A 17,526-nucleotide genomic window follows, 5' to 3' on the forward strand; every position below is an offset into this window, starting at 1 on the left:
ACGATCACCCCATACATATATTTTTGATAATTGCCCTTCCAGTTGGCGAAACAAATACAAGCCAAATAAGGTGGCAATCCCGAGCTCCAAATGCAGTATAATCCTTCTTGTATTACAATCCAATAAAATTGCAAGTGGTTACATTACAAAAAAATTAAAAATTTGCCTTTTTTAACTATTTTTTTGTTAATAGTCTATCTCTTATTAAAAAGACAAAAAGAGGCAGGAATCGCCTATCCGGGCGATCCTGCCTCCTAGTTCATTTGCTATTTTTTTGGTCCGTTATCATCCATTTTTAGGACAGCCATAAAAGCCTCCTGCGGAACTTCGACTGAACCAACCTGTTTCATCCGCTTTTTCCCTTCCTTTTGCTTCTCAAGAAGCTTCCGTTTCCGGGAAATGTCACCGCCGTAACATTTAGCCAGGACGTTTTTACGTATCGCCTTTATCGTTGAACGGGCCACTATTTTTTGTCCGATGGCAGCCTGGACAGGAACCTCGAACTGCTGTCTTGGAATCAGGTCCTTCAATTTTTCGACAATCGCCTTGCCTCGTTCATATGCGAAATCCTTATGGACGATAAAGCTAAGGGCGTCAACCTTTTCAACATTCAGCAGTATATCCATTTTGACGAGTTTGGATGGCTTGTAGCCAATCAACTCATAATCAAATGAAGCATACCCTCTTGTATTCGACTTCAGCTGATCAAAGAAGTCATAAACAATTTCAGCCAAAGGAATTTCATAAACAATGCTAACCCGTTTTTCATCCAGGTACTGCATATCGACGAAAATGCCGCGTTTATGCTGACAAAGCTCCATTATCGCACCAACATATTCATTCGGGGCCATCATGCTTGCCTTGACGTAGGGCTCCTCGACTCGTTCAATTTTTTGCGGATCCGGCATATTGGCCGGGTTGTCCACGTTAAGCTCGGTTCCGTCAGTCATGATGACATGATAGATAACGCTTGGAGCAGTTGTAATAAGATCAATTTTAAATTCACGCTCAATCCGCTCCTGAATGATTTCCATATGGAGCAGGCCAAGGAATCCGCAGCGGAAACCGAAGCCTAGCGCCTGGGAAGTCTCAGGCTCGAACTGTAGTGCGGCATCATTTAATTGAAGCTTTTCAAGGGCTTCACGCAAATCGTTGAATTTAGCTGAATCGATTGGATACAAACCGCAATAGACCATCGGGTTCAATTTACGGTAGCCCGGCAGCGCCTCGGTGACCCCGCCCTTGGCATCAGTGATCGTGTCACCAACCCTGGTGTCGCCAACATTTTTAATTGACGCGGTTAGGAAACCAACATCACCTACGGTAAGCTCATCTCTTGGCTCCGCTTTCGGGGAGAAAACGCCAACTTCGTTTACTTCGAACTCTTTTCCCGTAGCCATCATTTTAACTTTATCGCCAACCTTGACGGTACCGTCAACAACCCTGATATAGGCGACAACTCCTCGATATGCATCGTAGAGGGAGTCGAAGATCAATGCCTTTAATGGGGCCTCCGGATTTCCAGTAGGAGGCGGCACCTGCTTGACGACCTGTTCCAGGATGTCTTCAATCCCGATACCTGCTTTCGCGGAAGCAAGGACCGCCTCGGATGCGTCAAGCCCGATAACTTCTTCGATTTCATTTCGCACCCGCTCCGGGTCTGCACTAGGAAGATCAATTTTATTGATGACCGGAAGAATTTCGAGATCATTATCGATGGCAAGGTACACGTTGGCCAGCGTTTGGGCTTCAATGCCTTGCGCTGCATCCACAACGAGGATTGCCCCTTCGCATGCAGCCAGGCTCCGTGAAACTTCATAGGTGAAATCCACGTGGCCCGGAGTATCAATCAGATGGAAAATATATTCTTCGCCGTCACTGGCCTTGTATTTTAACTGGACAGCATTTAGCTTGATGGTTATGCCTCTCTCCCGTTCAAGGTCCATCGAGTCAAGCAGCTGGGCCTTCATTTCACGTGAGGTCAAGGCATTCGTTTTTTCAAGGATTCGGTCGGCAAGTGTCGATTTGCCATGGTCAATATGGGCAATGATCGAAAAGTTCCTGATTTTCGACTGCCTCTTCAATCTATCTTCATTATTCAATAGGGTTCACTCCTGTTTTGCGCACATGTAGACTATTTTTGATTATATCAGCACAAAAATCAACTTTCAATGAAAAGTGCAGGATGGAGGTCCCTTCGTTAGTTTGGATGGTCCAACGATAGAAAATAATGGAGACCAAGAAGCATTCAACAAAAAGGAGTAAGATCCCTTTTAAAATGATTGAGACCTGGAAAGAGAAAAAAATCCGGGCACAGCCGGATTCATGGTTGAAGCGTATTTTACTTTGCAATCAAATCTATTATCGCCTTTGTTGCTCCTGTCAGCAATGCGGATAGTGCCTTTCCTAAGGAAGAAAAGAGGTTGGATGTTTTGGTTCCTTCACTACCATTATATTTGCGGTCTATTCCCACAGGTGCAGTCTCGCCGCCCATAAATGCCACTGTCAATTCTCCAGAACGGTCCTTTTCGATGGAAACGGCTGGCTTGAAGGATGGATCCTCGTATCCTTTCGTTCTTCTGATACCATCATTTGCGACCTGCATTCCCCCTAGAACCAATGCGAACATCAATGCTGCCAGACCCATGCATTTTAGCATAAAAAGCTTCAAGCCAATCCCTCCTTCTAGTTTTTGTTGGCAGGCTGGCCGATCGGTTTATCTACACTTTCGGCTTGCCAGAAATAGTCGGCAAACACATCGGCGAGCGCTTCTGCGGAACGGTTCAATTCTTCAAAGGTATTATCGACTCCTCCAAATTCAATGAGGATGGCGTTACCTGATAAATCCTGGTTGAATTTACCGTTCGTTCTCTTTCCCTTTTTAACCAATACCCCCCAGCTGAGCCCCCTGTAATTTTTCTCGAGAAGCTCATGAAGTTCTGTTGCGAATTGCAAATTTTGTTTGTAATTGGGATTATCGCCGCCGATAATGAATGCCAGCTTGGCGTAGGAAGTTCCATTGATAATTTTGGTAGTATCTTTTTTCCGTTTGGAATCCCTGTGGATGTCGATATAATATTGAAGTTCCTTGTTGGTGGCCATTGCTTCCCTTACAACATTCCTTGCTTCCGAATAGGATTGCTCGTATCCCAGTTTTTTGGTGAGTAAATTTTTATTAATGTCTGTTTTATCAACAGTCGTGCCGATGCCCCTTGCTTCGAGGCTTTTCTTCAGTGTATTTCCGATTTGCGTGACGTTGATTTTTGAATGATAGGCACGATTAGGATCTTTTTCACCTTTCAGGTAAGGCAAATACGACTCCCTATTATGGGAAAAGTAAATGAACACTCCCTCCTTCCATCTAGCGGCCGGGGGTCTGTCAGTCCCGGTGGAAGGCGGGATATCATTCAGGTTCTGAAGGGCAGCTTCCCGCTCAGCCCTCATAATTTCGATGGGAGGTGCCGATTCTATTGGCATATTTGTATAGTTTGTCCCCTCGCCGGCAACCGCGATCCGGCCATCGAACAAATAAAATCCTGGTAATTCCCTGCCTAGCAGGCTCCTAGGATCATCAAGCTGAATATTTGCCGATAAAGCAAGAAAGAGATTCGCGAGTTTCGGGCTTGCCCCTTTACCGTTTTTCTCTGCAAAATAATGATTTTCCCACCCAATAAATTGGTAGAGGAGATCCGCATTTATTTTTTCCGGATAGTGGTTTAGTGCCAAGGGAGACTGGCTATTTCCCGAATTCATGGAAGTGAGAAGCCCGCTTACCGAAAACGTACAAAGCAAAAGAAGAGCCAGCAGCCCGATTCCCTTTGCCAGGCTAGGCCCTGATAGAATAACCGCATTATTCACTCTGTTTTTCATCGTTCCACCAACCCTGCCATATTGATAACCAGCAGCTTCTGGCTCGTCTTTCTTCCAAAAAGGAATGGCCGAAACTGTTTTCCTAGTAAATCATATGACTCCGCTAGAGTTGGTAGAACCTGTTTTTCCTTTATGGCAAAGCTTATCCAAGTTCAACAGGCGCATGTCGCCTGGTTCTTTTATCGGGTATAGTAGCCTGCATTTCCCTGATCCACAACTGTGTGAAGTGAAGCATTTAGGCCGTTAGCAATCAGGTTGGCCATATCCTCAATGAAAACATCTACTTCCTTCGGGGTGACCATTAGATTGTGGCCAAGCGGGGCCAGTACCTCTTGGATCAACTGGCGCTTTTCTTCCTCCTCAAGGGTACCTACAATACCTAGAAACGTTTTTCTATGCTCCTCTTCCGGAAGATCCTCCTGGGTCAATTTCGTCTTTTCCCCAAAGGTCATTCCCGCTGGGACTAGAGACCTTGAAGGTTTGTTTCCTTCCCTCATTTCCTTGCCAAAATGCTTTAAAACAAAATCAATTGCATCACTTGTAATGGAGACCGCATCGACAACTGTAGGGACACCGATTGCAATTACCGGGATTCCAAGTGTCTCCTTGCTGAGTTCCTTCCTTTTGTTTCCTACCCCGGATCCCGGATGAATGCCAGTGTCCGAAATCTGAATTGTCGAGTTGACCCTTTCTATCGACCTTGAAGCCAGCGCATCAACCGCGATGACAAAACCAGGTTTAATTTTCTCGACTACCCCATGGATAATATCGCTTGTTTCAATCCCCGTCAGCCCCATGACACCGGGGGCCAGAGCACTCACCGAACGATATCCTTCCTGTACATTTTCAGGCTGAAGGTCAAATAGATGCCTTGTCACAAGAAGATTCTCACATACAATTGGCCCTAGCGCGTCCGGAGTAACGTTCCAGTTTCCTAGCCCAACTACAAGACAGGATTCTTCCTTGCCAATACCAGCACTTTCAAGGAAACCTGCGAATTCTTCCGCAAAAAGTTCTCCAACCTTCTTTTGAAGCTCTGTATCCTGCTGCCGAATGCCAGCTACTTCAATGGTTAAATAACGCCCTGGCTTCTTGCCAATTTGCTCTTGCCCTTCTTTTGTAATTTCAACGAGGGACACCTTCATTCCTTCGATTTCTTTTTCCTTGATAATAACCCCTTCAATTTGGGAAACGTTTCGCTCCTGGCCAATCGTTCCCTCCCGGCCAGCAATCGCCATTTCCCTTGCTTCAACAGCAAGATCTGTCCTTACTCCATATTTGCCAACATCAACAGATCCACTCATGCACCATGCCCCCAAGTCCTTATTTTAAAAAAGTATGTAACTTACTTTTTATCTTTTCCTTCCAACAAAAATTTCATTCAGGCTGTCAAGGGAAATGGTTTTACACATTTTGTCGCTGGAGTATTGCAATATGTGCAGTCGTTTGATAAAATATCTTTTGTTCCTATTTATGTTTATGGAAGTGAAATTCGAGGAGTTCATAGAAGTGTCTCTGGTCTTTTTTTAGGAGGTGAATGGAATGCCAAACATTAAATCTGCAATTAAGCGTGTTAAAACAAACGAAGCTAACAATGCTCAAAATACAGCTGTAAAGTCTTCAATGCGTACCGCTGTTAAAAAAGCTGAAGCTGCGATTACAGTTAACGACAGCACTGCTGCGAAGGAAGTTTTTTCTGACGCTGCGAGCAAGCTAGATAAAGCTGCTTCAAAAGGCCTTATCCATAAAAATGCTGCAGCCCGCAAAAAATCCCGTCTTGCAAAGAAAATTAACTCTCTATAAGAGTAAAAGCCTGCTTCTGAATCGAAGCAGGCTGTTTTTTTTCATTTTTTTACTTACGAGGATTTCCCAAGCTTCATAAGGAACATTTCAACGAGCAGGGATTTATCCGCTCCACCAGTTTTCATATGGTAATCGGCATCGGCTAGCTGATTAATTATTCCAGCAAGCTCCTCATCGGAAAATCTTCCAGCGAGCCCGGCTGCCATTTTGACTCTGTATGGATGGACTTTCAATATCCCCGCGATTTGCTGCTGTCCGTACCCTTTCCTCGAAAGCTCTTTTATTTGATAAAGAAGCCGGAATTGCCCGGCCAGCAAAGCAAGGATTTTGATTGGCTCTTCATTCTGCTTTAGTAAGTCATAATAAATGCGAAGCGCTTCCGCTGGTTGGCGGTGGACGACCTTGTCTATCAGGCTGAAAATGTTTTGTTCCAGCGATTTCGGGATGAGCTTTTCGGCAGCCTGGGCATCGATTCTGCCTCCCGGCCCCGCATATAAGGCAAGCTTGTCCAATTCATTTGAAAGCATGAACAAGTTGGTACCTGCAAGCGAGCTCACCAATTCAACCGCATCCGGCTCAATTGTAAAATCTCTTCTTTTCGCCTTGTCGGCAATCCAGGCTTTTAGTTCCTGTTCGGAAAGCTTTTTGAGCTCGGCAGTATTCGCAAGCCGTTTTAATTCCTTCGTTATTTTCTTCCGTTCATCAAGCTTTTCATATGGAGCAAAAAAAACGAGGATTGAATATGGAGCCGGTTCTTTTAAATAAGACTCGAGCCGGGAGAGATTATGAACTGTTTTTTCTTTTTGTTTTTCCGAGGTCAAAAAGACCGGATTCTGAATGAAAATGACCTTTCTTTCACCCATAAAAGGGAATGTTTCCGCATCCTCCAATGCAGCCTCTATCGGAGTTTCCTCCATATCATAAGCCGAAAAATTGAAGTCTCTTTCTTCACCAAGTACCTTATCAAGCAAAAGCTGTCCGGTTTCCCTCATTAAAAAGGTTTCTGTCCCGTAAAGCAAATAAACTTGAGAAAAGCGCCCGCTTCTTATTTGTTTCCAAATTTCCATTACCATGATTGCAACTCTCCCCAAACACTGTGCATTCCGCACTTTCTATATCTATCCTAATGAAGCCCGTCCGATTTTACAAGCATTCAAAGGGAATCAGGATTCTGGCAGCCCGATTCCCATTTTATATAAACGCCGGCCGGACAAGCCCCGGGCCTTATCTGCCGACGGAATGCCTTTATTAACTTTAGGTTTGCCCCTTAAAGGCAAACTATTTGTGTTAAGTCCTGACAATAAGCGCCCAGGCAGGCAGCGCTGGATTTTTTTTCAGGGATGGCTTATACTATTATGGAAATATAGGGAGGGGTAGCTTGTGAACGAATTTGAACAAAACGTCCAGAGCAAACGGAACGATGCAATTGATTCTGGGGTAGGCTTTATTGTTTCCTTTGGATTTTTTGCAACCATGTTCATTATCGCGACAGTCATCCATGCCATCGGCTCATAATGGATGCCTTCCAAAGGCCGCCCGCTGCGGCCTTTTTTTATTGCTGAAGCCCTTTGTTATTGTTTATTTGCCCGATGCTCCAGTGTATGGCAGATAGGTTGAAAAGGTTCCGGAATGCTCCCGGAAAGTATAGGTTATCGCGCCGTGGAGGTCAGTCCGGTATATTTTTGCATCAATGCCGCCAAAACGCAGCAAAGTATCAGTATGCGGATGTCCAAATCTGTTATTTACGCCTGCAGAAATCAGGGCGAACCCAGGCCGGTAAGCTTCCAGAAAAAATGTTGAAGATGAGGTTCTGCTCCCATGATGTCCAGCTTTGAGGACATCAATTTTTAAATCCGGGTAATGTTCAACAATTTCCTTTTCACCCTCTTCATCCAAATCACCGGTAAAGAACCAGCCTTTCCCTCCAAGCAAAGTATATATGGCGACCGAACCCCCATTCCTGTCCCCTTTATATCCTTCCCCTGGCGACAGAACATGAAAACTGTAGCTTCCCGCCTTCCAATAATCTCCCCTCGATATTTCCTGGATAGGAATTCGTTTTTCCTTGGCCATGCCGATAATCCTTTCCTCCTCCAAAGATTTCTCTTGATTTTTCGGAATTAGTATTTCCCCGACCTTGATTTCTTCTAAAATTGCCATAGCTCCGCCAATATGATCGATATCACCATGTGTAAGGATAAGTTTATCAACTTTGGCAATCCCTTTCGCTTTTAGAAAAGGGATTACAGTATCCCTGCCAGGTTCAAAGGTTTTTCTGCGGCGCTGCCAATCCTTTTTAGCAAAATCAATTGCGCCGCCCGAATCAATCAGGTATACCCCTTTATGGTCAGGAAGCGATATAAGAATACTGTCTCCCTGGCCTACATCTATTATTGTAATTTCGCCGTGGTGAGGTAAGAATGCCGTTACGCCAATCTGGGACGTCAGCAAAACAAACGGGAGACTCAGACATATGGCGGCTTTTTTCCAATCAAGGGCTCTTTCCCAAAACAAAAGTGAAATTAGCACAATTGCCGTATAAAACATAATGGCCTCCATATCCATATGGCCTGGATTAAGCTGGACAGGGGTTTTGGCGAGGAAAATTGCGAGCCGGTCTGTCAGTATAACACCTTGGTTCACCAGAAGACTCGCAGGGCGGGCAAGGTTCCCCAAAAGGCTGAGTGGATATAAGAAATAAACTGCAGGCATGAGGAAAAAGGAGTAAAGGGGAATGTAAATCAGGTTGGCCGCAACACTAATTAACGGTACCCCGTAAAAATGAAACAAGAGGATTGGCAGAGCGGCTAGCTGGGAAATCATCGTTCCTGTTAGCAAAACACCAAGGCTTCCCCAATTCTTCTTCAATATAGCCTTGCCCGATAATAGGAGAGCAAATGTAACGGAATAGGATAACTGAAAACCGGGATCAAATAAAACATAGGGATTAAAAAATAAATAGGCAAGGAAAGAGAGGGAGAGTGCATCGACCGTGGTGATGGGAAAAGCGCTAGGACGGGTATTTGCAAGCAGAAGAATCCCAGCCATCAGGACTGACCTGACCACAGAAGGCGATGCCCCGGCTAGAACGGCATATAAAGGGAGACCAATTAATAGGAGGACTGTCATTCGTTCACGAGTTATGCCTAACCGGATACCCAAATATAGGGCCATTCCCGCAAGCAATGTCACCTGCATGCCTGAAATCGCGAGAAGATGGGTGATTCCAAGCCTTTTATAGGCACCGTTCACTTCTTCCGTAAATAACGTTTGATCGCCAAATAATAACGCGGCGGCAATGGAGGCTGTTTCATCAGGAAATCGGGCAGTTATCCCCTTGATACCCTCATTCCGTATCTTCCCGAGCCTTTCCACGAAACCCGAATGGCGGACATCACAGGCTGTAATTGGCGGTTGATCCAATTTAAAAAGCCAATAGGCCTCATGCTTGCTTAAATAGCTTTTGTAATCAAAGCTGCCAGGATTCCTTGCACCCGGAGGTACTTCAAGAATTCCTGCCAAGCTGCAGCGCTTTCCGAAAAAACTCGCTTCTTCAAGGACATACTTTTCCTTCTCATCCTTAATTTTGTAGGCAACAACTATACGTTCCCCAGACCGAACCTCAACTGCTTCAGATCTAAATACGTCACCATCTATTTTAGACCCGGACAGAAAATCGAGAACGAGTTCCTTTTCATTCCCTTGAAGGAATGTATGGTTCGCTTGAGCCGCATAACCTGCAGATTTCGAAAACACGACAAAAATTGTAAGAACGAGAACGACATCCATTACGGTTAAACGCTTTACTTTGATTAGGAAAACTAAATAGAGGAGAAGAAATAGAATAATAGGGGTGGGGTGAAAAAACGCCGCTAAATTGCCAAAGAGCGCAGCGGGAGCAAGAAGGATGATTTTCCCTTTCATATTAACCTCCCATAAATTCATGCAAATGGCTTGTCAAAGGGGTTTGTTATAGTGGTTGATGGCCGGGCAATATAAGGCGTCCGCCGCCCGGCCGGCGGACGCACAGAGGTTGAACGATTAGCTTTTTTCATGAGCAAGGAACGGTGGGGAAGCAATTTTGCTAAAATTAATGATCGTTTCTTGCAGCTCTACCTTCTCGGTTTTCACATTTGCTTTTTCAAAAAGCTGGACCGCATAAGGGTGGTTTTTATAGTCTGTAGCATAGTAGACCGTTTTAATGCCAGCCTGGATAAGTGCCTTTGAGCATTGCAGGCAAGGAAAATGAGTTACATAAATTTCCGCTCCGTCGGTTGGGACACCGAATTTCGCGCATTGAAGCAACGCATTCATCTCAGCGTGGATTGTCCTGACGCAATGGTGGTCGATTACATAGCAACCGTCGTCTGTACAATGCTCTCCACCCGCAATGGACCCGTTATAGCCCCCGGCAATAATCCGTTTATCCCTTACAATCGTCGCTCCCACCGTCAGCCGGGTACAGGTGCTCCTAAGGGCCAGCAAGTGGCTCTGGGCCATGAAATACTGGTCCCACGATATTCTTTCCATCTATTCTTTTCCCCCTTCGGCTGTGATTGCTGTTTGTCCAATTAAGTTTACCCTCACTTATTGGGTATGGTCAACGGACAGTAATGGAAGCCTCAAGTTTGTCGAATGTTTTATCCCCGATTCCGCTAATTTCCTTCAATTGGGCAGGGTTCTTAAAGGGCCCATTTTTTTCTCTGTATTCAATGATTGCTGCCGCTTTGGCGGGACCAATTCCCGGTATTCCCTGAAGGCCTGCCAGATCCGCTTTGTTGATGTTTATTTTCCCATCCTTCTCTGTGCCTGTTTCAAGTGAGGGTTCACTGCTTTCCTCTCCTTCTGAAGGTATAAATACGACCATCTCATCCTCGAGTTTTTGCGCGAAATTTACTTGTCGCGCGTCTGCCTTCTTCGTCAAGCCGCCGGCACGTTCAATCATATCGATGACCCTCTCACTTATTTCCGCCTGGTAAACCCCCGGCTTTTTCACTTCCCCTTTTACATCGACCAGTATAATGGCAGGTTCAATTTGACTAAATTCTTCGGCAGGCCCTGGCCTTTCTTCAACAGTTTGAACAATGTCCGTGTCCGGCTGTAGTTCTAATGCCTGCTCTTTAAACATAAAATACGCGAGAATGGAAATTGCGGCAACAGCCGTGATGGCATATTGCTTATTTTGGTTTAGCCACTCTTTCATCCGGTTACTCTCCTTAAGGAATAATTTGTTTGTACCATTCATATTGTGGTAGTGGAATTCGTTTGGCCAGGAGGGATTGAAATATGAATATCGGCATTATCGGGACAGGTAATATGGGGCGAATTCTTGCGGAAGCATTTCTAGATAGCGCGGCAATAAAAGAAGAGTCCTTAATGGTCACGAACAGGACGATAGCAAAAGCGCTTGAATTACAAAAAGTGTATCCGAGCATAAAGGTTGCCGGGAATTCCGGGGAGGTTGCCCGTCATTCCGATATAGTCTTCATCTGTGTCAAGCCATTGGAAATCTTTTCACTCCTGAGTGAACTCACTTCCTTTCTGACAAGTGAAAAATGCCTTATATCAATTACCAGCCCGATTAGTACCGCCCAGCTTGAGTCAAAGGTGAATTGTTCAGTTATAAGGGCAATCCCCAGCATTACCAATAGGGCGCTTGCTGGAGCTTGCTTACTGACGTACGGAGAAAAATGCGAACCAGAATGGAAAAAGAGAGCTATCGACTTTTTATCAAAAATATCCACTCCAATTGAAATAGAGCAAGATTTTGTCCGCGTTGCTTCGGATATTGTAAGCTGCGGCCCGGCGTTCTTTAGCTTCCTGCTTCAGGCTTTCATAGGCGCGGCGGTTCAAAAAACAAATATTGATGTAGAACGGGCAACAGATATGGCAAGCGCGATGATTATTGGTATGGGGGAACTGTTGAGTAAAGGCCACTATACGTTGCCGGCCCTTCAGGAAAAGGTATGTGTTAAAGGTGGGATTACCGGCGAAGGGATAAAAATTCTCGAAAATGGGATTGGGGATTTATTTAACGATTTACTGGAGGCTACCCATGCGAAGTTTGAAGAGGACTTAATAAAAGTGAGAGAACAGTATTCCCTTACTTAATTCTTTCCCGGTACGGTAATATCCTCTTTTAATTTTTAAAAAAATGGCCAATTCCTCACAGGAATTGGCCATAGTATGTTTATCGTTTTCTTGCAATAAAGAAAATCCTTTCAGATTCCGGACTCGGAGCCGTATTTGAAAAATCAGCTGTAATGGAAGCAATTTCAAACCCGGATTCCTCAAGCAATTTACTGTACTCCTCGATCGGATACGTCCGCTGATAATGTAATTCATCAAAGCGGTCATAGCGGCCATCTGAATCGTCCAGAACAAAAAAACTTATTTCATGCTCAACGCTATGGGGCTGGTCCCCGTCAAAGCTATCCCATATATATGAAACAGAATCACCATTGAGTGAAAAGGACTGGTTGATAAAACCATTCGCGACTTTGTAAATGGAGTGTACGTCAAAGAGCAGCAAGCCCCCTGAGCCGAGATGCTTTGCGGAATGTACGAACGTACTTTTGACATCTTCGACAGTTCTGAGGTAATTTAAGGAATCACAAAAAATCCCGATTACCCCATATTCACCCGGCATTTCCAGTTCGGCCATATCCTGTTCATAAAAAGGAAGGGACATGCCTGCCTCTTCCGATTTTGCCTTTGCTACTGAAAGCATATCCGCAGATAGGTCAACCCCCGTTACGTTAAAGCCGTTTTTCGCCAAACGAATCGATAGCTCCCCTGTCCCGCATCCCAAATCCAGGAGCGACTTTTCCTTATTCCGGCCATACAGCTCCCAGGCACGCTCGACAAAGGACACCCATTCGTCATAGGGGGCATCTTCCATCAGTTGGTCATACAGATACGCAAAGCGGCCGTAACTCATGGATTGAGAACGCTCGAAATGTTTTCCAGCGGAGCATCTCCCCACAACCGTTCAAGATTATAATAGGTCCGTTCATCGCGATGGAATACGTGGGCCACAACATCGCCAAGGTCAACTAAAATCCACTTCGCATCCTCGAAGCCTTCAATTCTTCTAACGTTATAACCGGTTTCCGCGGCTTTTTCCTTGATTTCCCTTGCGATTGCTTGGACCTGCTTGTCGGAATTTCCGTGGCAAATAATAAAATAATCTGCAATTAGGGAGATTCCTTTCATATTAAGGGCAAGAATATCTTCTGCCCTTTTATCATCGGCGGCTTTAACCGCAACTTGAAGCAATTCTGGCTTACTCATTCATCAATCCTCCTGTTTCTAATGAGATCATTATAGGTTAAAAAAGTGTCTGGATATACCGGCTGGTTTTTCTTAAGCAAAAACGAAATGGTGTTTTGAACCGATTGGATTAAAGCGAGGTCGAGGCTTGTATCCGCTAGCGTCCTTGTATCTTCAACTCCGGGGAAACTCCGTCCCGGCTCAATATAATCAGCCAGGTAAATAATTTTCTCCAAAGTGCTCATCCCCGGCCTCCCGGATGTATGATACCGGATTGCATCCAGCACTTCCTGATCCTCTATGCCAGCTTCCTTTTTTACTAGGAATGCTCCAGCCGGTGCATGCCATAATTCCGGGTTATACTCAAGCAGATCAACGGAATAGCCATTTTCAACAATGATTTTTCTCATTTCCTCTTTTGGGCGGAACTTTGCATAATCGTGGAAAATAGCAGCAAGCTCTGCCTTTTTCAAATCGGCCCCATATCTACGGGCAAGAGAAATTGCGGTTTCCGTAACTCCTAGTGTATGTGTATACCGATGCTCCGTCAATTGCCCTTTTACGAGCTGCAAAGCCTGTTCACGTTCCATATAATCGATTCTCCCTAATATACGTGATGACACTCTCCGGTAATAGGTATTTAACTGATTTCCTCAGTTCCAGCCTATCCCGAATCATGCTTGATGATAGGTCGATTGCCGGAACATCCACTTTTTCAACAGGATACATGGTTTTCATTGAATACCCCGGCCTTTGAACGCCAACGAATGTTACCAATTCAAAAAGCTGGTCTACTTTGTGCCACTTAGGCAAATATTCGACCATATCGGCGCCAATTATGAAATAAAACTTGTGCTCAGGGTTTCTCGCAGCAAGAATTTCCATGGTCTCAAACGTAAAGGAGGGCCCTTGCCTCTCAAGCTCCGCCGTCTCAACCTTAAAAAACTTATTCCCTTTAATAGCAGATTTAAGCATGGCAATCCGGTCTTCATCGGAAGCACCTGCAGCCTTCTTTTTATGGGGAGGTTCCTGATTCGGCATAAACCATACTTCATCCAGGCCGAGAGCATGGCACACTTCATTGGCGATGATTAAATGGCCTTGATGTGGCGGGTTGAAGGTTCCCCCAAGAATGCCGACTTTTTTCATGAAGCCTCCTCCTTATCATGCCCTATGGGAGCTGGATTTGCTTATTTTCAACTGATTCTTTATACAGGACGATTGTATTACCGATGATTTGGACTAGTTCAGCGCTGGTCCCTTTTGTAAGTTCCTCGGCTACTGTTTCTTTGTCCTCATCACAGTTTTGCAGAATACTTATTTTCAATAATTCCCGCGCTTCAAGAGCCTCGGAAATCTGCTTGACCATATTACTGTTCACTCCGCCTTTGCCCACCTGAAAAATAGGTGTAAGATGGTGAGCCTTTGAGCGGAGAAATCTTTTTTGTTTTCCTGTTAACATGTAGTACCTCCCAATTGATTCAATACAGTATCCTTCATCCTTCCGGTATCAGGATTCACTCCTGTCCATAGCTCGAAAGCAAGTGCGCCCTGGTGGATAAACATCCCTAGGCCATTCAGTGTTTTTGCGCCTCGTTGCCTCGCCAGCTTCAGGAATTCCGTCTCGGATGGATTATAAATGATATCAGCAGCATATACTTGCTTCTCCAGACGGTCCAGGGAAATTGGAATCTTGCCGGTTTCGGGATACATTCCTACTGAGGTTGTCTGGATAATGATATCATATTCGTTTATTCTATCTCCCGCTTCTTCGGTGGATATGGCCCTGGCCGGAACGCCGGACCGCGATTCGGCAACGAGCAACTCTGCTTTTGAAAGGCTTCGGTTGCAAACGTCGATTGCCGCAGGCGTTGTTTTTTCAAGTGTTAAAAAAATGGCCCTTGCCGCGCCGCCTGCTCCTATTATGAGGATGGCGGGATCCGAAATAGGAGGAGGAAACCCTTCCTCCATACTTTTAAGAAACCCGGGACCGTCCGTATTGTAACCGGCCAGCCGCCCGTCAACATTAATGACCGTGTTTACGGCGCCAATTTCTTTTGCGAGCGGGTCGATCCAATCCAAGAGGGGCATAATATCGGTTTTAAACGGAATTGTCACATTGAAGCCTGCCGCCCTGAGCGCTTTTAATCCCGATACAGCATCTTCTAACTTGTCCTTTTCTACCAGGAAAGGATGATAATAGGCGTCAATCCCATAATGGCTGAACAGATCATTGTGCATCTGCGGCGAAAGGGAATGGCCGATTGGATTCCCGATAACCCCAAAAAGCTTTTTCAAAGCGATTCCCCCTGTTGCTAGATGAGCGATTTCCTGAGCATCGTCTGGACGCCCCGAGGGACATATGCCGTTATTTTCGCCCCTGGTTCATTAATTGTAACCCAGCCAAGCCCCGAAAAGACTATATCGGTTTTTGGTTCCTTGATTGCATATTCCTGCTTAACCAAATCCGGGAATGTTTCTAGCTCATCCGTATTTGGAGGGGTAAGCATTTCCCCAACATGCCGTTCATATAATTCATCGGCATTTTCTGTTTTAGTTCTGTGGATGCCAAGATCATTTGAAAAGTGGCATACGAGCGCCCTTTTCCCTCCCGCGGTATAATCCAGCCTTCCAAGCCCGCCGAAAAACAAGGTCTGCCCTTCATTCAGCTGGTATACCTTCGGCTTGATTTCCTTTTTTGGGGTAATGACCTTTAAATCTTTGTTCCCCACGTAATGGGCCATCTGATGATGGTTTATGATTCCAGGAGTATCGATGAGCGATTTTCCGTCATCAAGCGGAATCTTTATGATGTCAAGGGTAGTGCCGGGAAAGTGGGATGTCGTAATAACGTCCTGGCCTCCGCCAACTTCCTTAATGATTCGGTTGATGAACGTCGATTTGCCGACATTCGTACAGCCGACTACGTAAACATCCTTACCCTGCCTGTAGGCATCGATTGCTTCAGCAGTTTCTCTGATATTTTGGCCTTTTGCCGCAGAAATCAGGAAAACATCCTCCGCCTGAAGACCGAGGTCCTTCGATTCCTGTTTCATCCAGTTAATAAGCTTATTGTGCTTGACTGACTTCGGCAGCAAATCAACCTTATTTCCAACCAAAAGGATTTTATTATTGCCTGCAAATCGATGCATCCCGGGAATCCAGCTGCCATTAAAATCGAATATATCAACTATTTTAACAATCAAGGCATCCGTTTTTCCTATTTGGTTCAATATCTTCAAAAAGTCATCATCGGTCAGGCTGACGTCCTGCACTTCGTTATAATTCTTTAGACGAAAGCAGCGCTGGCAAATAATTTGTTCCTTCCCGAGCGATGAAGCTGGAGCATACCCGAGTTCGCCCGGTGTGTCGGTTTGGATCGCAACTCCGCATCCCATGCAAATTTCATGGTTCGTGTTCACATTTAGTCCTCCCAATTAATCATTCCTTTTTTTCGGAAAAAATTCAGGATTCTCCGTTCGATTTTTCGATTGAACCTTGTAAAAAACCCATCAGTCTGCGCTACGGGAACAACTAATATCGTATGGAACCCGCCCCGGTTTCCTCCGAAAACATCCGTTAAAAGCTGGTCGCCAATGACAACCGTTTCTTCACGTTTCAGGCCCATCCGTTCAACCGCTTTCCTGAAAGCCCGGGTCATCGGTTTTCGTGCCTGAAAAATAAACGGAATCCCTAAAGGATCAGAGAATGATTTTACCCGCTGTTCATTATTGTTCGAAACGATTGTTACAAGAATCTCATTTTTCCGCATCTCATCAAACCATTCAATCAATTTAGGCGTAGCTAACGGCCTATCCCATTCTACAAGGGTATTGTCGAGATCGGTAATAATTCCTTTAATGCCCTTTTCTTTCAACTGTTGAGGAGTAATCTCAAAAATATTCTTTACATGCTCTGTGGGCAGGAAAAGGTTTAACATCGTAAACACCCCGTTTTAATATCATAAGGTTGGCAATGTTACCATCATAACCAATTTTGCCATCGGATTCAAAAAGATTTTTCCCAATTTGAAGCTTTTGCATTAAAAGCGCGAAAAGACAAACTTCGATCCATTTACGAGATCGTCTATCATTATGCCCGCTAACGCTACCCAACAGAAAGGTTTTTCTGGTAGTTTTTCTTCCCAATGTGTCGAATCTATGCAGAAGCAAATAAAAACTTTTCGACAAAACTGGTGCCATACATTCCTGTGGATAACTTTATCAACATTATACCATGTGCTACTATCACTTTTTTCCCAATTATAAACAACTTAATCACAGGTTATCCACTGACCGCTGTGGACAATCAGAACGATTGTTCTGCCATGCTTTTTTTGTTAGATTTAGTATAACAACAACCTGAACCTACTATTATATAAAGCATATGTATTTTTTAGACATACATTTTTACAGGGGGTGAATTCTGGCATGCGCAAACTGTCGGATGATTTGTTGATCGAGTCCTATTATAAGGCTAGAGAACTAAACCTGAGCCCTGATTTTATCTATCTAATCGAAAAGGAAATACAGCGCCGTTCATTAGCACATAGAGTCAGGGTGTCATCCTGAAATGGCCCGT

At 44.8% G+C, this 17,526-nt stretch carries 20 protein-coding genes; 4 read left to right on the forward strand and 16 right to left on the reverse strand.

Going from position 1 to position 17,526, the window contains the following annotated elements; genetic code table 11:
- Positions 1 to 266 precede the first annotated feature (266 nt).
- The 4 genes from lepA to gpr form a co-directional block, all read right to left on the reverse strand.
- The gene (lepA, locus tag AR337_RS06440) at positions 267 to 2,102 is read right to left on the reverse strand and encodes a translation elongation factor 4 (RefSeq protein ID WP_059171196.1); all 1,836 of its coding nucleotides are present in this window, start codon (positions 2,100 to 2,102) and stop codon (positions 267 to 269) included.
- Positions 2,103 to 2,341: 239 nt separating this feature from the next.
- Positions 2,342 to 2,671, reverse strand: coding sequence for a DUF3679 domain-containing protein (locus tag AR337_RS06450; RefSeq protein ID WP_059171198.1), 330 nt, complete (start codon positions 2,669 to 2,671; stop codon positions 2,342 to 2,344).
- A gap of 14 nt (positions 2,672 to 2,685) precedes the next feature.
- Positions 2,686 to 3,870, reverse strand: a complete 1,185-nt coding sequence (spoIIP, locus tag AR337_RS06455; RefSeq protein WP_059171199.1) for a stage II sporulation protein P — start codon at positions 3,868 to 3,870, stop codon at positions 2,686 to 2,688.
- A gap of 179 nt (positions 3,871 to 4,049) precedes the next feature.
- The gene (gene gpr, locus AR337_RS06460) at positions 4,050 to 5,174 is read right to left on the reverse strand and encodes a GPR endopeptidase (RefSeq protein ID WP_059171200.1); all 1,125 of its coding nucleotides are present in this window, start codon (positions 5,172 to 5,174) and stop codon (positions 4,050 to 4,052) included.
- Between the two features lie 238 nt (positions 5,175 to 5,412).
- Between gpr and rpsT the strand changes: the two genes are divergently transcribed.
- Positions 5,413 to 5,673, forward strand: a complete 261-nt coding sequence (rpsT, locus tag AR337_RS06465) for a 30S ribosomal protein S20 (RefSeq protein WP_059171201.1) — start codon at positions 5,413 to 5,415, stop codon at positions 5,671 to 5,673.
- 53 nt (positions 5,674 to 5,726) lie between these two features.
- On the opposite strand, the gene holA is transcribed toward rpsT, so the two are convergent.
- Positions 5,727 to 6,746, reverse strand: coding sequence for a DNA polymerase III subunit delta (gene holA, locus AR337_RS06470; protein WP_059171202.1), 1,020 nt, complete (start codon positions 6,744 to 6,746; stop codon positions 5,727 to 5,729).
- 307 nt (positions 6,747 to 7,053) lie between these two features.
- Between holA and AR337_RS22635 the strand changes: the two genes are divergently transcribed.
- Positions 7,054 to 7,188: a YqzM family protein gene (locus tag AR337_RS22635; RefSeq protein WP_082686880.1), complete on the forward strand. Its 135-nt coding sequence runs from the start codon at positions 7,054 to 7,056 to the stop codon at positions 7,186 to 7,188.
- Between the two features lie 63 nt (positions 7,189 to 7,251).
- Here the strand turns inward: AR337_RS22635 and AR337_RS06475 are convergent, their stop codons facing one another.
- The 3 genes from AR337_RS06475 to AR337_RS06485 all read right to left on the reverse strand — a co-directional run bounded on the left by AR337_RS06475 (position 7,252) and on the right by AR337_RS06485 (position 10,876).
- Complete coding sequence (locus tag AR337_RS06475; RefSeq protein ID WP_059171203.1) at positions 7,252 to 9,597, reverse strand: DNA internalization-related competence protein ComEC/Rec2; 2,346 nt, start codon at positions 9,595 to 9,597, stop codon at positions 7,252 to 7,254.
- A 117-nt stretch (positions 9,598 to 9,714) separates the two neighbouring features.
- Positions 9,715 to 10,203, reverse strand: coding sequence for a ComE operon protein 2 (locus AR337_RS06480; RefSeq protein WP_059171204.1), 489 nt, complete (start codon positions 10,201 to 10,203; stop codon positions 9,715 to 9,717).
- Positions 10,204 to 10,273: 70 nt separating this feature from the next.
- Positions 10,274 to 10,876, reverse strand: coding sequence for a helix-hairpin-helix domain-containing protein (locus tag AR337_RS06485; protein ID WP_059171205.1), 603 nt, complete (start codon positions 10,874 to 10,876; stop codon positions 10,274 to 10,276).
- 83 nt (positions 10,877 to 10,959) lie between these two features.
- Here AR337_RS06485 and comER point away from each other — a divergent pair, with 83 nt between their 5' ends.
- Positions 10,960 to 11,784, forward strand: a complete 825-nt coding sequence (comER, locus tag AR337_RS06490) for a late competence protein ComER (protein ID WP_059171206.1) — start codon at positions 10,960 to 10,962, stop codon at positions 11,782 to 11,784.
- A gap of 79 nt (positions 11,785 to 11,863) precedes the next feature.
- Here comER and AR337_RS06495 read toward each other — a convergent pair whose 3' ends face one another.
- From AR337_RS06495 to AR337_RS06530, 8 genes are read right to left on the reverse strand one after another with little or no spacing between them, the layout of a single operon-like run.
- Positions 11,864 to 12,613, reverse strand: coding sequence for a class I SAM-dependent methyltransferase (locus AR337_RS06495; protein ID WP_059171207.1), 750 nt, complete (start codon positions 12,611 to 12,613; stop codon positions 11,864 to 11,866).
- Positions 12,610 to 12,966 carry a ribosome silencing factor gene (rsfS, locus tag AR337_RS06500; RefSeq protein WP_059171208.1) on the reverse strand — a complete coding sequence of 119 codons (357 nt, stop codon included), beginning with the start codon at positions 12,964 to 12,966 and terminating at the stop codon, positions 12,610 to 12,612. The genes AR337_RS06495 and rsfS overlap by 4 nt, the downstream gene beginning before the upstream one ends.
- Positions 12,963 to 13,535: a bis(5'-nucleosyl)-tetraphosphatase (symmetrical) YqeK gene (yqeK, locus tag AR337_RS06505; protein ID WP_059171209.1), complete on the reverse strand. Its 573-nt coding sequence runs from the start codon at positions 13,533 to 13,535 to the stop codon at positions 12,963 to 12,965. Before yqeK ends, rsfS begins: the two co-directional genes overlap by 4 nt.
- On the reverse strand, positions 13,525 to 14,094 hold the full coding sequence (locus tag AR337_RS06510) for a nicotinate-nucleotide adenylyltransferase (protein WP_059171210.1): 570 nt from the start codon (positions 14,092 to 14,094) through the stop codon (positions 13,525 to 13,527). Before AR337_RS06510 ends, yqeK begins: the two co-directional genes overlap by 11 nt.
- A 22-nt stretch (positions 14,095 to 14,116) precedes the next feature.
- Positions 14,117 to 14,407 carry a ribosome assembly RNA-binding protein YhbY gene (gene yhbY, locus AR337_RS06515; protein ID WP_059171211.1) on the reverse strand — a complete coding sequence of 97 codons (291 nt, stop codon included), beginning with the start codon at positions 14,405 to 14,407 and terminating at the stop codon, positions 14,117 to 14,119.
- Positions 14,401 to 15,243, reverse strand: a complete 843-nt coding sequence (aroE, locus tag AR337_RS06520) for a shikimate dehydrogenase (protein WP_059171212.1) — start codon at positions 15,241 to 15,243, stop codon at positions 14,401 to 14,403. Before aroE ends, yhbY begins: the two co-directional genes overlap by 7 nt.
- A 17-nt stretch (positions 15,244 to 15,260) precedes the next feature.
- Positions 15,261 to 16,343 carry a ribosome biogenesis GTPase YqeH gene (gene yqeH / locus AR337_RS06525; protein WP_059171573.1) on the reverse strand — a complete coding sequence of 361 codons (1,083 nt, stop codon included), beginning with the start codon at positions 16,341 to 16,343 and terminating at the stop codon, positions 15,261 to 15,263.
- Between the two features lie 26 nt (positions 16,344 to 16,369).
- Entirely contained in the window at positions 16,370 to 16,885 is a 516-nt protein-coding gene (locus AR337_RS06530) for a YqeG family HAD IIIA-type phosphatase (protein WP_059171213.1), read from the reverse strand.
- 490 nt (positions 16,886 to 17,375) lie between these two features.
- Between AR337_RS06530 and AR337_RS22640 the strand changes: the two genes are divergently transcribed.
- Entirely contained in the window at positions 17,376 to 17,516 is a 141-nt protein-coding gene (locus tag AR337_RS22640) for a sporulation histidine kinase inhibitor Sda (protein WP_082686882.1), read from the forward strand.
- Positions 17,517 to 17,526: the final 10 nt, after the last annotated feature.

Source organism: Bacillus sp. FJAT-27445 (assembly GCF_001510665.1).
Lineage (GTDB): Bacteria > Bacillota > Bacilli > Bacillales > Cytobacillaceae > Bacillus_D.

Coding starts and splice junctions, on each gene's coding strand:
- spoIIP (WP_059171199.1), bottom strand. CDS start 3,870: ATGAAAAACAGAGTGAATAATGCGGTTATTCTATCAGGGCCTAGCCTG.
- gpr (WP_059171200.1), bottom strand. CDS start 5,174: ATGAGTGGATCTGTTGATGTTGGCAAATATGGAGTAAGGACAGATCTT.
- rpsT (WP_059171201.1), top strand. CDS start 5,413: ATGCCAAACATTAAATCTGCAATTAAGCGTGTTAAAACAAACGAAGCT.
- holA (WP_059171202.1), bottom strand. CDS start 6,746: ATGGTAATGGAAATTTGGAAACAAATAAGAAGCGGGCGCTTTTCTCAA.
- AR337_RS06475 (WP_059171203.1), bottom strand. CDS start 9,597: ATGAAAGGGAAAATCATCCTTCTTGCTCCCGCTGCGCTCTTTGGCAAT.
- AR337_RS06480 (WP_059171204.1), bottom strand. CDS start 10,203: ATGGAAAGAATATCGTGGGACCAGTATTTCATGGCCCAGAGCCACTTG.
- AR337_RS06485 (WP_059171205.1), bottom strand. CDS start 10,876: ATGAAAGAGTGGCTAAACCAAAATAAGCAATATGCCATCACGGCTGTT.
- comER (WP_059171206.1), top strand. CDS start 10,960: ATGAATATCGGCATTATCGGGACAGGTAATATGGGGCGAATTCTTGCG.
- AR337_RS06495 (WP_059171207.1), bottom strand. CDS start 12,613: ATGAGTTACGGCCGCTTTGCGTATCTGTATGACCAACTGATGGAAGAT.
- rsfS (WP_059171208.1), bottom strand. CDS start 12,966: ATGAGTAAGCCAGAATTGCTTCAAGTTGCGGTTAAAGCCGCCGATGAT.
- yqeK (WP_059171209.1), bottom strand. CDS start 13,535: ATGGAACGTGAACAGGCTTTGCAGCTCGTAAAAGGGCAATTGACGGAG.
- AR337_RS06510 (WP_059171210.1), bottom strand. CDS start 14,094: ATGAAAAAAGTCGGCATTCTTGGGGGAACCTTCAACCCGCCACATCAA.
- yhbY (WP_059171211.1), bottom strand. CDS start 14,407: ATGTTAACAGGAAAACAAAAAAGATTTCTCCGCTCAAAGGCTCACCAT.
- yqeH (WP_059171573.1), bottom strand. CDS start 16,343: ATGGGATGCGGAGTTGCGATCCAAACCGACACACCGGGCGAACTCGGG.
- AR337_RS06530 (WP_059171213.1), bottom strand. CDS start 16,885: ATGTTAAACCTTTTCCTGCCCACAGAGCATGTAAAGAATATTTTTGAG.
- AR337_RS22640 (WP_082686882.1), top strand. CDS start 17,376: ATGCGCAAACTGTCGGATGATTTGTTGATCGAGTCCTATTATAAGGCT.